This window comes from Pseudodesulfovibrio tunisiensis, from assembly GCF_022809775.1.
Lineage (GTDB): Bacteria > Desulfobacterota > Desulfovibrionia > Desulfovibrionales > Desulfovibrionaceae > Pseudodesulfovibrio > Pseudodesulfovibrio tunisiensis.
Genome location: NZ_CP094380.1, coordinates 2376375 through 2391068, shown reverse-complemented (window position 1 = coordinate 2391068; position 14694 = coordinate 2376375). Strand labels below are relative to the sequence as shown.

The window sequence follows — 14694 nt, the reverse complement described above, 5'->3', positions numbered from 1 at the left end:
TCCGGTGCCCTGCCTTTCGCCCTTTTCGAACAGTCTGCCTTTTCCGTTTTTCCAACAGGCGGTCTAATCCTGCTCCAGTATCCAGTCTCTGGAAAAGTCCTTGACCGATTCCGCGAGATGTTCGCGGATTTTTGCCAGCAGCCGCGCCTCGATCTGGCGCACGCGCTCCCGGGTCACGCCGAATCGTTCGCCGATTTCCCGGAGCGTGACCGGGTCGTCCGACAGCAGGCGTTCCTCGAGGATGGCCAGTTCCTTGTCATTGAGCTTCGGCTTCACGGCCTTGATGTTGTCCATGAGCAGCTCGAGGAGCTGGTCGTTGGCAATGGACTCCTCCACGCCCGGTCCGAGGGAGGGCAGGAAGTCCATGCGCGTTGCGTCCGAATCCTCGCCCAGAGGCGTGTTCAGGGACAGATCGTTTCGGGACAGACGCAGGTCCATTTCCTCGATGTCGGCCTCGCTCACGTTGAGGTTCTCGGAGAGCACCTCTGTGGTGGGATCGAAGCCCAGGGTCTGGAGCCGCTGGCGCTCCTTGTTCAGGTTGTAGAACAGCTTGCGCTGGGTCTGGGTGGTGCCGATCTTGACCATGCGCCAGTTGTCCATGATGTACTTCAGGATGTACGCCTTGACCCAGAACGCGGCATAGTACGAGAACTTGATGCCCTTGTCCGGGTCGAATTTGGTCACGGCCTTCATCAGGCCCACGTTGCCTTCCTGAATCAGGTCCAGCACGTTCTGCATCCAGCGGCGCTGGAAATCCATGGCGATCTTGACCACCAGCCTGAGGTGCGATGACACGATCCGGAAGGCCGCGTCCTGATCATTGGCCTCCTGCACGCGCTTGGCCAGGGCGTATTCCTCTTCCGGGGCCAGCATGGGAAAGCGTGCGATCTCCTTGAGATACATCTGCAAGGGGTCGCGCACCCCGACCTCCCGGGAGGAGGAGCGGGTCGGAGCCGGAAGCCAGTCGTCCTTTTTTTCGGCCTTGGCCGGAGGATTGATCGGCACCGCATGGGTGTCCGTGATTTCGCCGTCGCCAATGTCCACGATGTCGTCGGATTCGACTTCGGGGGAATCGTCGGTTTCAACAAGTATGTCTTTTGTGGAAGTCATCGGGTTTATCGGAGCAGGCGCGCCGCGACCGCATGGAATCGCGTTTTCCCGCGGAATCGTCTCCACGCGGGGAATACCGTCGGAATGCGGTCTTTCAACGGCCTGGCTTTTTTGTGTTTTCAAACGAGGGGCCGCGCTTTTTCTTCAGCGTGTCACAGTTCCCGTTCAATTCATATTATTGAAGCAAAAGGGGAGGGTATAGTTTTTGTTTGTTCTTTTCAATGTTTTTCAGTACCCGCAAACAAGAGGGAAGCGCAAGGATGCATCGGAAAAACCTCGGTATCAATATCTTGCTTTTTCTTCGTCCTCAAGCTATATGCGAATATCTTGATATATCAATAGCGGTCTTCCGGTACAGCCCGGACCGACCTGGGAGGGAGGATTTCGTGCCTGATTTTCGAGCCATACTGAACGACCGGAAAATATACTTTTTCGACGGCGGATTCGGTGCCCTGCTTCAGGGACGCGGCATGCCTGCGGGCGTTTCCCCGGAGATGTGGGGACTGGAGGAGCCGGATGTGGTGCGCTCCGTGCACCGCGACTATTTCGAGGCGGGCGCGGACATCATGACCACCAACACCTTTGGCGGCACGCGGCCCAAGCTGCCCGCCGAGGTGGACGTGTTCGACCTGAACCGCCGCATGACCTCCATTGCCCGGGAAGTTGTGGGCGACAACGCATTCGTGGCCGGTTCGGTCGGCCCCACCGGCCTGTTCGTGGAGCCGCTCGGGCCCCTGACCTTCCGGGAGCTGGTCGAAATCTTCGAGGAACAGATCAGGGGGCTGGTCGCGGGTGGTGCGGACCTGATTCTGGGCGAGACGCATTTCGATCTGGCCGAGGCCAAGGCCGTTGTGGTGGCTGCGCGCCGGGTGTGCGATCTGCCCGTGGGCATTTCCATGACCTTCGAGAGCACGGCCAGCCTGACCGGCACCTCGCCGCTCACTTTCGTGGACACCATGCAGAACATGGGCGTGGACATGGTGGGCACCAATTGTTCGGCCGGCCCCGAACAGATGGTGGAGACCCTCAAGGCGTGGGAATCGCGGCTGGAAATTCCCATGTTTGCCGAGGCCAACGCAGGTCTGCCCGAACTGGATGACGAGGGCAATACCGTGTTTCGGCTCGCGCCTGACCCGTTCGTGGCGCAGGCCGTGAAATTTCTGGATCACAGCGCCAAGTTCATCGGCGGATGCTGCGGCACCACCCCGGACCACATCCGCGCCCTGAGAAGCGCGGTGGGCGACCGGCCGTGGCAGCGTCCGGAAAGGACCGACGATGCCCAGCTCGTGCTTACGTCCCGGGCCGTGAGCGTGCCCGTGGGGTTCAACCATCGCGGCGTGATCATCGGCGAGCGCATCAATCCCACGGGCAAGAAGCAGCTTACTGCGGAATTGCAGGAGGGCGTGTTCACCGAGGCGCTCCGGTTTGCCTCGGAACAGAGCGAACTCGGTTCCCCGGTTCTGGACGTGAATGTGGGCGCGCCTCTGGTGGACGAGACCGTGCTGCTGCCCGATCTGGTCAAGGCGCTGGTTGGTCAGTTCACTGCGCCCCTGTCCCTCGACTCCACCAACATTGCGGCTGTCGAGGCCGCGCTGTGGAACTATCCTGGCTCGCCTCTGGTCAATTCCATCAGCGGCGAACCCGGTCGCATGGAAGAGCTCGGCCCCCTGTGCAAGCTGTTCGGTGCGCCCTTCATCCTGCTGCCCATCGTGGGCAGGAAGCTTCCGGTCACGGCGGCGGAACGGCTCGAAGTGATCGAGGGATTGCTGCGTCAGGCCGAGGACATGGGCATTCCCCGGCGACTGATCATGGTGGATGCGCTGGCCCTGACCGTGTCGTCCAAGCCCGAGGCCGCGCGTCACAGTCTGGAGGTCATGCGCCATTGCCGCGACGCATGGAACCTGCCTACCACCATCGGGCTGTCCAACATTTCCTTCGGCCTGCCCGCGCGCGAACTGCTCAACAGCAACTTTCTGGCTCTGGCCATGGGCTCGGGCCTGTGCTCGTTCATTGCCAATCCGAATTCCGCGCGTATTCAGGAGACCCTGCATTCCGTGGAGGTGCTCCTGAACCGCGATGCGCAGGCCGAGAAGTTCATTGCGGCCTATGCGGACTGGAAACCGGGCGCGGGCGGGGCTGCCGCTCCGGGCCGGGGCGCGGATCAGGCCGGTGGCGGTGCGGAAGGCTCGCCGGTCAAGGCTGCCGTGATCAAGGGCGACAGGAACAACATCGTGTCTCTGGTGGAAGTCGAGCTGGACAATGGCACGTCCGCCCTGCATATCGTGAACGAACTGCTCATCCCCGGCATTCTGGAGGTGGGCGACAGGTACGAGCGCAAGGAATACTTTCTGCCCCAGCTGCTTCGGTCCGCCGAAACCATGCAGACCGCGTTCGCCCGGCTTCAGCCTCTGCTGGAGGAAGCCGGGGGCGAGGGCGTCAAGCCCGTGGTGATCATGGCCACGGTGGAGGGAGACATCCACGACATCGGCAAGAACATCGTCTGCCTGATGCTCCGGAATCAGGGCTTCGAGGTCGTGGATCTGGGCAAGGACGTGCCTGCGGGCCGCATCGTGGATGCCGCGGCCGAGCACAAGGCCTCGGTCATCGGCCTGTCCGCGCTCATGACCACCACCATGGTGCGCATGGAGGACACGGTGAACCTGCTCAGGGAGCGCAACATGGACTGCAAGGTGATCATCGGCGGGGCCGTGGTCACGGAAAAATTCTGCAATGCCATCGGCGCGGACGGCTGGAGCACGGACGCGGTTCAGGCCGTCAAGCTCGCACAAAGGTTGACGCAATAGCCCGACTCGGGATACCCGAACGCGGACCCGGTGGAAAACCCGCCGGGTCCGCGCTTTGATTCGGCAACGGAGTTTGCTACACTGCATGGACCAAACAACGAGGTGACCTCATGACGCAATTCAGGCGGATGGCCGCTGTCCTGACTCTCGCCTTTGCCCTGACCGTGATCGGGGCGTGTTCCGGCAATGGTGCCGAAACCGCCGCGACCGAGGATTTTCCGCACATGGGCGTGGCCGAAATGAACACGCTTCTGGCCGATTCCCAGGGAAAGCCCGCCATCGTGGTGTTCTGGACCACATGGTGCCCGGCCTGCAAGCAGCAGCTTCCGGAACTGGAAAAACTTCTGGCCGAACGCGGGGACGACATTTCCATTCTGACCGTGTCCCTGGACGAGAAGCGCGAGGCTCTGGAAAAATTCTATGCCGGGAAAAAGCCCGCTCTGCCGACCTATTGGGGTGACGGCGAGCTGGCCAGGGCCTACGAAGTGCAGGCCATTCCCAAACTCGTGGCCTTTGACCGGGACGGCAAGGTCGTGTTCTCCCGGCCCGGAGCCTTCCCTCTGGGAATGCTGCGGAAGCTGGCCGATCAGATAGCAGGAAACTGACATGGGCGACATACGCAAGGCGACTATCCGGGACGTGGACAGGATTCACGGCCTGCTCATGAACGTGCACGAGCACGACGGGCTGGTTCTGCCCCGCTCCAAGAGCCAGCTGTATTCCCATCTGCGGGATTTTTTTGTTGTGGCGGAAGAGAACCGGGTCGTGGGGTGCTGCGCCCTGAATCTCATATGGGACAACCTTGCCGAGGTGCGGTCCCTCGTGGTGGACCCGGCCATGCGCGGAAAGGGCTACGGCCGCGACCTTGTGGACGCCTGCCTGAGCGAGGCCGTGACTCTGGGCACATTCACGGTGTATACCCTGACGGACAAGCCCGCGTTTTTTGCGCATCTGGGTTTTGCCGAGGGGGACAAGGACAAGCTGAATCAGAAGATCTGGGCGGATTGCCTGAACTGTCCCCGCTTTCCGGATCATTGCAACGAAATTGCAATGATCATGAAACTGTAACCGAAACCGGCAGGAATCATGGCGCATAAACTGACTCCTTTCATCACGGCCGAGGAAATCCGGGAACGGCTCGACGTTCTGGGCCGGGAAATCGCGGCCAGCTACGAGGGCGACGGTCCTCTGGTCTGCGTGTGCGTGCTCAAGGGCGCGTTTCTGTTTTTTTCCGATATCATTCGCAGGATCGACAAGGACATAGAGGTTGATTTCGTCCGGCTGGCCAGTTATGGCAACGCTTCCTCCCGCAGCGAGGACATCGTTTTTTCCAAGGACATGGAGATTCCGGTGGAGGGCAAGGACGTGCTCATCATCGAGGATATCGTGGACACGGGCCACTCCATGGACTTTCTGGTGCACGTGCTCAAGCGGAGAAATCCGAAGAGTTTGAAAATTTGCGCGTTTATTGATAAACATGAACGGCGCGAAGTCGGCATTACGGTTGACTTCGCCGGTTTCAAGCTCAACAAGGGCTTCATCGTCGGCTATGGACTGGACTACGCGGAGCGTTACCGCGAACTGGACGGCGTGTACGAACTGTCCACGGAAAGCCTGTAGCCGCGCAACGATCCCGGAGTCGCCGCCATGATCATTACCTGTCCGAACTGCCAGACCCGGTACAATCTGCCCGAGGATCGTCTTGCCCCGGGTGGTTCCAAGGTCAAGTGCTCCAAATGCGCGCACGTGTTCAAGGCCGCGCCGCCCACCGACACCCCCGAGGAAGAGGTGGAATCCCTGCTTGAGGACGAGGGGGCCAAGCCGCACGCGGACGCGGATCAGGCCTTTGCCCGGGAGTTCGACGAAGCCATGGGCCAGGATACAGTGGAGGAATCCGCGACGGAAAAGCCGACTCCGGCACCTGCGCCCGAAGAGCCTGCATCCGAGCCTGCATCCGAATCTGAAGAGGAGGAGCCCTTGGAGGAACCGTCTTCGGAATCCGAAGACGATGCCTTTGCCGATGTGGACGACCTGTTCGACGATGCCGCGGACTCCGCCGAGGAGGCCGAGGAAGGGCCCGGACCCGATGCCCCGGCCAGGGATACCGTCTTCGAAGGCGACGAGGACGACCTGTTTGCGGACGAGGATGGCGACGAGGACGACGATTCCCTGTTCGAGGACGGGGAGGACGACGAGCCCGGCGACGACCTTTTCGAGGATGGCGACGACCAGGAGCTTGAGGACGACGGGGACGAGCCCGAGGACCTCGGGCTCGATCAGGGCGGATTTTCTCTGGATGGCGACAGTGAGGAAAAGCCCGAAAGAAAGAAGGGCGGTAAATCCCTTGGCTGTCTGATCGTGCTGCTGATCCTGATTCTGGGTTCGGGCGCAGCCATCTATTTTCAGGCATGGAAGCTGTTCGGGCTGGACCCGGCGCAATATTTCCGCAACGTGCCCTATGTTGGCGCGTGGTTTGCCGACGAGTCCGCGACCACGGACGTGGAGCCGGGCGAATCCCCGGCCGAGCGGCTGCGCAAGATCGAGCTCAAGAACGTCAAGCAGTATTACGTGGTCAACGAGAAGTCCGGCAATCTGTTCGTGGTCGAAGGCAAGGCCGTGAACCGGTTCTCCACGCCCAAGGAGCGCATCCGGGTCGAAGTGGCCCTGTACGATGCGCAGGGCAATGCCCTTGCCACCCGTGACCTGCTGTGCGGCAACGTGCTGTCCCAGTTCCAGCTCGAGGTGCAGACGCGCGAGGAGATCGAGCAGGGGCTTCAGTCCGAGGTGGGCATCCTGTCCAACAACACCTTCATCCGGCCCGGTTCGGCCGCACCGTTCATGGCGGTGTTCTTCGAGCCTCCGGCCGAGGTCAAGGAATTCATGGTCAAGGTGGTGGACGCGGCAGACCCGGAATAGGGAGCGCGGACGCAGAATGTTCTGAACGGACACCGAAGCCGCATCGCGTGGCTTCGGACTCGTTCCGCCGGGAAATCGGCGTTAAAAAATGTGCGGATTCACAAGTGGTTGAGAGACAGGGCTTTTGCGCCGGACACGGACGTGCTCCGGGCAGAAAAACGCGTGGAAAAATGAAAAACGCATTGACGTGAAAGCTTGGCATATGGTACCTCTCCTCCACTTGTGAAGGAATGCACGAATGCTTTTCCGGGACGGCTCTCCTCCGGAGCCGAAAGGAAAAATTCCTTCATGAGGTGCATGGATGCGCTTTTTAAAAGACGACAGAATAAAGACCGTCGTACAGGTCGGTTCCACTGCGGGAACGCTGGGACTGCATTTTGTATCCGGTACTGTCGTTGGGCTGGTCATCGGCTATTATCTCGACAAGTGGCTCGGGACCGAACCGTGGATGACCATGATCTGGGCCCTGCTCGGCATCATGGCCGGATTCAAGATGGTCTTCGAGGACGTGAGAAAACTGCAGATGCGTGAAGAGGCCCGCAAAAAGCAGCAGCAAGGTTCTTTGAAACAGGAAAACGGGGAGCATGATGCGTAAACTCAATCAGATGGTCGAGCGGCTTCTTGTCAGGAGCGGGTTCGCCCATCCAGAGGTTCGCGTCATTGTTCGCAACCAGATTTATGTGTCGCTGGGGACCTCTTTAGCGATCATGCTGGTGCTGGCATGTTCTCCGTGGGCGCTTGCCTACGCGGCGGGCGCGGTCCTCGCGACCGTGAATTTCTGGGCACTGGCCCGCATTGCCCAGCAGCTTGTGTACGTGCGCAAGGGCGCGCCGTTCATCCTGTTTGCGATTTTTATGGGAAAAATGGTTCTGAGCGGGTTGGCCCTCTACTGGCTGATCGGAATCGTTCGAATTCCCATATGGGGGTTGGTAGCCGGGCTCGGCACGGTGGTGGCGAACATCGCTGTTTCAAACCTGGTGCAAATGGGGCGTAAGAATGCCTAGCTTGATTTCTAAGGAGGCGTAAGGATATGGGTTTCGCAGGCGGTTTACCGCATCCCCTGTTGTACATGGATATGCTCAACTCCGCGTTGGGCACCCACATTCCCAACCACGTGCTGTACATGTGGCTGGCAATGGCTATCCTGTTTTCTCTCGGACTGCTCGTTCGCGGCAGCCTGAAACTCGTCCCCGGCGGCATGCAGAACCTCTTCGAGGTGATTGTGGGCGGCCTGGAGGACTTTGTCGTTACGAACCTCGGTCAGGAAGGCCGTCGTTTCGTTCCGCTGCTGGTGACCATCTTCATGGCCATTCTGGTCATGAACTACATCGGTCTGGTCCCCGGCTGCGACGCGCCCACCGCCAACATCAACACGAATGCGGCCATGGCCGTCATCGTGTTCCTGTTCTATCAGGGCGTAGGTATCAAAAAATGGGGCTTCGGCTACATCAAGCACTTCATGGGCCCGGTCGGCTTTCTGGCCCCGCTCATGCTGATTCTGGAACCCATTTCCCACATCGCGCGGCCGCTCAGCCTGACGCTTCGTCTGTTCGGCAACATCCGCGGTGAGGAAATCGTTCTGATTCTGCTGTTCATGCTGGCTCCGGTTCTGGGCACCCTGCCGATGTACTTTCTGTTCATGCTGGCCAAGACCATCCAGGCATTCATCTTTTTCATGCTGACGATGATCTACCTGCAGGGCGCCATCGAGCACGCACATTAATTCGTGCTGGACAATCATGGGGAAATGGTCTTAGACCAAAACAATAATTGATTTGTTGGAGGAAACTTACATGAAAGCTGCTAAGATTCTGTTGACGACTCTGGCCATGGTGCTGACTGCTTCCGCTGCCTTCGCCGCTGGCGATCCCGCCATCATGTCCGCCAAGGCTTACGCCACTGCTCTGGGCATGGGCATCGCTGCCGGTCTCTGCGGTATCGGTCAGGGCATGGGCCTGAAGGGCGCCTGCGAAGGCATCGCCCGCAATCCCGAAGCTGGTGGCCAGCTGACCACCACCCTGATCCTCGGCCTCGCCTTTGTCGAGTCCCTGGCTATTTACGCTCTGGTTGTCAACCTGATCCTGCTCTTCGTTGTCTAGTTGGATCGGTTTATTGAATGAAAAGGGGAGGCCCCCGGCCTCCCTTTTTCGAGTCAGGTCTTGTTAAAAAATTCACATGACTGGACTCGGAAAAGGTTCGTATATGAAAAGTGAACACATTCCCAAGGCCACGATAGGGCGCTTGGCGGTATATATCCAGGTTCTTCAGAACCTCCAGCGGGACGGCGTCGAAGTCATATCTTCGGAAAAGCTGGCCCGCGCCTGTTCTGTGAACTCCTCCCAGATCAGAAAGGATCTGGCGTATTTCGGTGAGTTTGGCGTTCGCGGCGTCGGGTACTATGTGCAGGAGCTCATCTCGTCCATCAAGCAGTCCCTCGGTATCGACCGGGTATGGAACTGCGCCCTGATCGGCGTGGGGAGTCTGGGTACGGCCCTGCTCAAGCACAGTCATTTCTGCGAGCGCGGATTCTGCATCAAGGCGGCGTTCGACTGCGACCCCGACAAGATCGGGCAGGAAGTCGCGGACATGGAAATCGTGTGTCCCACGCACATCAAGGAACGCGCCCCGGAGCTTGGCCTGGAGATCGGCATCATTACCACGCCGCCGGATCGCGCCCAGCGCGCCGCCAACCATCTCGTCGAAGGGAACATCAAGGGGATCATCAACTTTGCTGCGGCGCGCATCAATGTTCCGTCGCATATCCCCGTTGAGTACGTCGACTTTTTCGACTCCCTCTACTCGCTGGCCTTCCAGATCACCCTGGGCGGAAGCTAGTCGACAGGAGCCTGATTTTTTCGTGCAGGCGGCGTCCGGTACCTACTGGACGCCGTCTGCTTTGTTGCGTCCGGCGACCGGCGCTTCCCCAAAAATAACAGCCCGCAATCGCACCGTGGCGTATTGTGCCGGGGAAACTGCCAATACCGGGTGATGCCATGGTCGATGACGCGAAAAGGACACGGGAAGAGCTGATCAGGGAGCTGGAATTCCTGCGAAGGGAAAACCGGAACCTGCGCGGGCGCGGAACCGAATACTTTCGGGATTTCTTCGAACGCGCGCCTCTCGGATACCAGTCTCTGGATCGTGACGGGCGAATCCTCGAGGCGAATCAGGCATGGCTGCAACTGCTCGGCTACGAGCAGTCCGAAGTCCTTGGAAAGTGGTTCGGGGAATTCCTGACACCGGATTCGCGGGAACTGTTCAAGGGCCGTTTTCCCCGTTTTCTCGAGATCGGCGAAGTCCGCAACGTGATTTTCGAGATGGTTCGCAAGGATGGTTCCCTGCTGCTGGCCGCGTTCGACGGACGTGTCGGCCATGATGAGCAGGGCGGTTTTCGGCAGACCCACTGCATTCTTCATGATGTTGGCGAGGACTGGCGCGGCAGGGATGCCCTGCTGGAGAGCGAACACAATTATCGGACACTGTTCGAGAACTCCGTGGTCGGGCTGTACCAGTCCACCCCGGACGGCAGGTTCGTGAACGTGAATCCGGCTCTGGCGACCCTGCTGGGCTATGGCTCGCCGGAAGAGCTCATGCAGTCGATCGCGTGCATCGGTCAGGAACTGTATCCAGAGCCTGCGGACAGGGATCGGCTGCTCAGGGTGCTGCGGGAAAAGGGCGAGATTCTCGGCCATGAAACCCGGTTCCGGCGCAAGGACGGGTCCGAGGTCTGGGTTTCCGAGAATGCGCGGGCCGTCCGGGACGAAAGCACGGGGGAACTGTCGCTGCTGGAAGGGTCGCTTGTGGACGTGACCGCAAGGGTGCTGGCCAATCGCGAGCTGCTGCATTCGCAAAAGCGGCTGCATGCCATTCTCGACGGCATTGACGCGGATGTGTACGTGTCCGATCTGGAGACTCACGAGGTGCTGTTCATCAACAAGCACATGGTCGAGACCTTTGGCGAATGTCTGCCGGGCGTGCCCTGCTGGAGCCACTTCCGCAACGATTCCGGACAATGTTCCCATTGCCGGAAACCCTGGCTGCTGAGTACCGGGGGCAAGGATGCGTCCACCGAGGTGTACGAGGGGTTCAACCCGATTTCCAAACGGTGGTATCTGAATCACGACCGTGTCATCGAATGGCTGGAAGGACGCCTTGTGCACATGCATCTTGCCGCGGACATCACCCGGCTCAAGCGCATGGAGGAGCAGCTCACCCGGGCCAAGGCACAGGCAGAGCAGGCAAGCCTTGCCAAGAATGAATTTCTCGCCAACATGAGCCACGAAATCCGGACGCCTCTGAACGGGCTGCTCGGCATCCTGCAACTGCTGCGGTTCTCCGACCTGACCCCGGAACAGCGGAATTATCTGGGGCTGGCAATGAAGTCCGGGCGCGGCCTGCTGCATGTGCTCAACGACATTCTGGATCTCTCCAAGGTCGAGTCCGGCAAGGTTGAACTGGAGGAAACGGATTTCGAGATCGGGTCGCTCATGGATTCCGTGGTTTCGGTTTTCCGGCATCCTGCGGAAAAACGCGGAGTGCAGTGCTCGTGGGACATGGACCCGGGGCTGCCCAACTGCTTTCGCGGGGACAAGGGACGACTTCGCCAGATTCTCTTCAATCTGGTGGGCAATGCGGTCAAGTTCACCCAGTCCGGGCGTGTCCGCGTCGAGGGATATCCTCTGGGCCAGACTCCGGACGGCAGGACCCGGTTGTATTTTGAAGTGGATGATTCCGGCATCGGCATTCCCGAGGACAAACTCAAGGCCGTGTTCGATCCCTTTTTCCAGGTGGATGGCTCGTACACGCGCAAATATCAGGGAACCGGCCTCGGCCTTGGCATTGCGCGGCGTCTGGTCGGCCTGATGGACGGCAACATGTCCATTTCCAGCGAAGAGGGGAAAGGCACCAACATCGCCTTTTGCGTCACGGTGAAGTCAGCCGGGCAGGCAGAATGCGAAAGTTGCGCCTATCCGCTGGCTTCCCTGCCGCGGGTTACGGGGTTGCGCATCCTTCTGGCCGAGGATGAGCGCATAAATCGCGTTGTGGTCGAAAGGCTGCTCAATCAGCTGGGCCATGTCTGCGTGTGCGTGGAAACCGGGGAGGATGCACTGGATCAATTGGGCCGCAAGCAGTTCGATTGCGTGCTCATGGACATTCAGATGCCGGGCATGGATGGTCTCGAGACCACCCGGGCCATTCGGTCCGATCTTGATCTGGAGATTCCGGTCATTGCCCTGACAGCCCATGCCATGCAGCAGGATCGCGCTCGATTTCTGGAGGCCGGAATGAATGGGTACGTGCCCAAGCCGTTCGAGGTCGGTGATCTGGAAGCCGAAATCCAGCGCGTGATGCGCCGGGATTGATCCGGATTTGAATCAGACCAGCGCGATGCTGTCCGCCTGAACATCGTCCCCGGCGATTTCCGCAATGGTGATGGCGGCGCTGTCCCCTGTTCCGTCAGCATCGTAATACAGCGTGTCCGCCTCGAAGACGAAACACGCCTCGTTCACATTCATGTCCATCAGGCTGGTGAAGAAATGGTCTGCGTCCAGAAAGCCCGTTTCGGACCAGCCGAATTCCGCATGGGAAAAGGCGAAGAGGTCCTGCCCCAGAGTGAAGTCGAGCACGGTGTCACCACCCTGATTCGTGCTCTGGTACAGGAACACGTCCGACCCGGTTCCGCCCGTGAGCTTGTCCTGTCCTGCTCCGCCGCACAAGGTGTCGTCACCGCGCCAGCCGAACAGCTGGTTGTCCGCAAGGTTGCCGACAAGCGTGTCGTTGCCGTCCCCGGCGTGCGCATTCTCAATGGTGGTTCCCCAGGCAATGGTCAGTTCGGTCCCGTCAATGATGCTGGTTTCTCCGGCCCGCAGGTCAATGAGCGAATCCGTGGAGCAGGCCGAGGCATTGATGGTGTCGATCCCGGCATTGTCGGCCAGCTCGGCGCGCAACGCGTCCTGCGCTGCGTGTTCCCCGAATTCGTCCGTGAACACGTACAGGTCGTTGTTGTCCTGCGGAGCGCCATGCAGGGTCAGGGTCCAGTCTTCCAGCGTGTGTTCCGTTCCCGTGACCAGATCCCATGCGGCCAGTCGCCATTCGCCGGAGGACAGTTCGCCCCGGCACTGGGTGGAGCCGAACAGGGCGGTCAGGGAATGCATGCCGCTCTGCTCGATTCCGGCATCCCATTCCGAGGGCGGGGTGTATAAAAGCCAGCTCTCCGTGCCGGACGGAGAATACAGGGCCAGAGCGAGCTGTGATGGCACAAGCCCGGCAACGGTCACTTCCGCCTGCACATATTCCACTGTCATCGAGTCGGTTACCGTGACCGAACTGTCCAGACAGGTGCCGTCTGCGTCCGGGAGCGGTGCGTTCGGGTGGGCCGAAACCGAGGTGGTGATCACGTTGGACGCGGTATGCACACCCTGATCCCATGATTCGGCCAGACGCACTGCGCCTTTTGCATCCACAAGGCCGAAGCCGTAGTCGTGGCTGGCGTGCATGCCGCCGTTGTTCCAGTCGTGTGCGCCGTTGATCTGCCAATCCCATTGACCGATGTTGTCGTCGGAGGTGGCGTTTTCCGTGTGGCGGGCTGTCATGGACATGATGGCCTGCACGTCGCGGTAGCCCAGATTCGGGTTGGCCTCCAGCATGAGTGCGGCAACTCCGGAGGCCATGGGCGTGGAATAGGATGTGCCCCAAAGCTGGATGTAGCTGCCGTCGGGATTGTCGCCGTGAGGCGGCACTCGGTCCGCCAGCCAGATGTCGTCGCCCGGAGCCGTGACCAGGGTGGCTGACGAGGGTGTGGAAAATTTGGCGAATTTCCCGGTGGCTTCGATGGCCCCGACCAGATTCATGCCCGGATTGAACGCGGCGGTATCCGTGACGGAATACATTCCGTCAAGGCGGTCATTGCCTGGAGCCCTGAACAGGAGCGAGCCGAGCCCGTCGCGGCCATGTTCGACAAGGTCGGTGTAGGCCGCATTTTCCAATGGTGCGTTCTGAAACGCGATGCTTCGGTAGCTCATGTTGACCACGTCCGCGAAATCCGCGTGATGAATCGCGTCTGCCATCTGCGAGTCGGTCATGGGGCTGCCGTTCAGGCCGATGCGGATGGCCGAGAAGGACGCGTCGTAGGCCACCCCGGTAATGCCCTGACCGTCGTTTGCCCCTACGATCAGGCTGGCGCATTGGGTCCCGTGATTTTCGTGTTCGGCCTTGGGCGTGGGGTCGTTGATGTCGAGCTGACCGTCATAGCCGTATTCCGGCATGTAGCTGTGGCCGAGTTCCGGGTGGGTGTATTCCATGCCGTTGTCGATGACCGCCACCTTCACGCCCTTGCCCGTGAATTCCTCCCACACGTTGGCCATGTTCAGGTCCACCCCGGGGTGTGTCGGATTGCTGTACTGCCACTGGACGAATTCGTGCCTTGAAGTGGTGGAGGAGGGATCGTCTTCCATTTCCGGAGATTCGGGCTGTGGCGATTCCGGGTGAATGGGCATGGAAAGGAATCTGCCCGGCGCGGGAAAGGGCTGTGGGGGGCTGGAAAAGCTGGCCCATTGATTCCATGTCGTGGACATGGCCAGGGTGTTGTCCGCCTCGGGAAAGGCGAAAAATGCGGAATGCAGCCCCAGTTCCAGTTCTGCCTCATCCGGCACCGGGTCGAATGTCGCATCTGCCGGGACCGGAGGCTCGGAAGAAGGACTTTCCGACTCCGCTGAAGGCTCTGCTTCGGGCTTGTCCTGTGCGGATTGTTCGGCATCCGCCACCGGACCGAAGGGCATGGCATGTTCTTGGGCGGCTTCGGGCTGCTCGGTGGAAGAAAGATGTGGAAGAGCGGGTGGCTGTGATGTTGCAGTCATGCAGCTTG

At 60.0% G+C, this 14694-nt stretch carries 13 protein-coding genes; 11 read left to right on the top strand and 2 right to left on the bottom strand.

Translation table 11 applies throughout. From position 1 onward, the window contains the following. Window positions 1-63: 63 nt before the first annotated feature. A complete protein-coding gene (locus tag MPN23_RS11680) occupies window positions 64-1110 on the bottom strand; it encodes a sigma-70 family RNA polymerase sigma factor (protein ID WP_243544371.1) in 1047 nt (348 codons plus the stop codon). 386 nt (window positions 1111-1496) lie between these two features. On the opposite strand from MPN23_RS11680, the gene MPN23_RS11675 reads away from it, so the two are divergent. From MPN23_RS11675 to MPN23_RS11625, 11 genes are all read left to right on the top strand, one after another. Next, window positions 1497-3914, top strand: coding sequence for a homocysteine S-methyltransferase family protein (locus MPN23_RS11675; protein WP_243544370.1), 2418 nt, complete (start codon window positions 1497-1499; stop codon window positions 3912-3914). A 110-nt stretch (window positions 3915-4024) separates the two neighbouring features. Then, on the top strand, window positions 4025-4519 hold the full coding sequence (locus MPN23_RS11670) for a TlpA family protein disulfide reductase (RefSeq protein WP_243544369.1): 495 nt from the start codon (window positions 4025-4027) through the stop codon (window positions 4517-4519). Between the two features lies 1 nt (window position 4520). Beyond that, entirely contained in the window at window positions 4521-4982 is a 462-nt protein-coding gene (locus MPN23_RS11665; RefSeq protein ID WP_243544368.1) for an N-acetyltransferase, read from the top strand. A gap of 18 nt (window positions 4983-5000) precedes the next feature. Then, window positions 5001-5534 (top strand): hypoxanthine phosphoribosyltransferase, encoded by a 534-nt coding sequence (hpt, locus tag MPN23_RS11660; RefSeq protein WP_243544367.1) that lies wholly within the window; start codon window positions 5001-5003, stop codon window positions 5532-5534. 27 nt (window positions 5535-5561) lie between these two features. Beyond that, window positions 5562-6830 (top strand): DUF3426 domain-containing protein, encoded by a 1269-nt coding sequence (locus MPN23_RS11655; protein ID WP_243544366.1) that lies wholly within the window; start codon window positions 5562-5564, stop codon window positions 6828-6830. A 301-nt stretch (window positions 6831-7131) separates the two neighbouring features. Then, entirely contained in the window at window positions 7132-7425 is a 294-nt protein-coding gene (locus MPN23_RS11650) for an AtpZ/AtpI family protein (protein ID WP_243544365.1), read from the top strand. Beyond that, complete coding sequence (locus MPN23_RS11645) at window positions 7415-7834, top strand: ATP synthase subunit I (RefSeq protein WP_243544364.1); 420 nt, start codon at window positions 7415-7417, stop codon at window positions 7832-7834. Before MPN23_RS11650 ends, MPN23_RS11645 begins: the two co-directional genes overlap by 11 nt. A 26-nt stretch (window positions 7835-7860) precedes the next feature. Beyond that, window positions 7861-8553: a F0F1 ATP synthase subunit A gene (gene atpB, locus MPN23_RS11640; RefSeq protein WP_243544363.1), complete on the top strand. Its 693-nt coding sequence runs from the start codon at window positions 7861-7863 to the stop codon at window positions 8551-8553. Window positions 8554-8623: 70 nt separating this feature from the next. After that, window positions 8624-8929: an ATP synthase F0 subunit C gene (locus MPN23_RS11635; RefSeq protein WP_243544362.1), complete on the top strand. Its 306-nt coding sequence runs from the start codon at window positions 8624-8626 to the stop codon at window positions 8927-8929. Window positions 8930-9032: 103 nt separating this feature from the next. Then, window positions 9033-9665, top strand: coding sequence for a redox-sensing transcriptional repressor Rex (locus tag MPN23_RS11630; protein WP_243544361.1), 633 nt, complete (start codon window positions 9033-9035; stop codon window positions 9663-9665). Window positions 9666-9823: 158 nt separating this feature from the next. Next, complete coding sequence (locus MPN23_RS11625; RefSeq protein WP_243544360.1) at window positions 9824-12193, top strand: PAS domain-containing hybrid sensor histidine kinase/response regulator; 2370 nt, start codon at window positions 9824-9826, stop codon at window positions 12191-12193. Between the two features lie 12 nt (window positions 12194-12205). Here the strand turns inward: MPN23_RS11625 and MPN23_RS11620 are convergent, their stop codons facing one another. Further along, window positions 12206-14608 carry a S8 family serine peptidase gene (locus tag MPN23_RS11620; RefSeq protein ID WP_243544359.1) on the bottom strand — a complete coding sequence of 801 codons (2403 nt, stop codon included), beginning with the start codon at window positions 14606-14608 and terminating at the stop codon, window positions 12206-12208. Window positions 14609-14694: the final 86 nt, after the last annotated feature.

Excerpts from the sequence above, each read along its gene's own strand:
- MPN23_RS11625 (WP_243544360.1), top strand. The coding sequence starts at position 9,824 with ATGGTCGATGACGCGAAAAGGACACGGGAAGAGCTGATCAGGGAGCTG.
- MPN23_RS11665 (WP_243544368.1), top strand. The coding sequence starts at position 4,521 with ATGGGCGACATACGCAAGGCGACTATCCGGGACGTGGACAGGATTCAC.
- MPN23_RS11630 (WP_243544361.1), top strand. The coding sequence starts at position 9,033 with ATGAAAAGTGAACACATTCCCAAGGCCACGATAGGGCGCTTGGCGGTA.
- MPN23_RS11670 (WP_243544369.1), top strand. The coding sequence starts at position 4,025 with ATGACGCAATTCAGGCGGATGGCCGCTGTCCTGACTCTCGCCTTTGCC.
- MPN23_RS11680 (WP_243544371.1), bottom strand. The coding sequence starts at position 1,110 with ATGACTTCCACAAAAGACATACTTGTTGAAACCGACGATTCCCCCGAA.
- MPN23_RS11645 (WP_243544364.1), top strand. The coding sequence starts at position 7,415 with ATGATGCGTAAACTCAATCAGATGGTCGAGCGGCTTCTTGTCAGGAGC.
- MPN23_RS11650 (WP_243544365.1), top strand. The coding sequence starts at position 7,132 with ATGCGCTTTTTAAAAGACGACAGAATAAAGACCGTCGTACAGGTCGGT.
- MPN23_RS11655 (WP_243544366.1), top strand. The coding sequence starts at position 5,562 with ATGATCATTACCTGTCCGAACTGCCAGACCCGGTACAATCTGCCCGAG.
- MPN23_RS11635 (WP_243544362.1), top strand. The coding sequence starts at position 8,624 with ATGAAAGCTGCTAAGATTCTGTTGACGACTCTGGCCATGGTGCTGACT.
- atpB (WP_243544363.1), top strand. The coding sequence starts at position 7,861 with ATGGGTTTCGCAGGCGGTTTACCGCATCCCCTGTTGTACATGGATATG.
- MPN23_RS11620 (WP_243544359.1), bottom strand. The coding sequence starts at position 14,608 with ATGCCCTTCGGTCCGGTGGCGGATGCCGAACAATCCGCACAGGACAAG.
- hpt (WP_243544367.1), top strand. The coding sequence starts at position 5,001 with ATGGCGCATAAACTGACTCCTTTCATCACGGCCGAGGAAATCCGGGAA.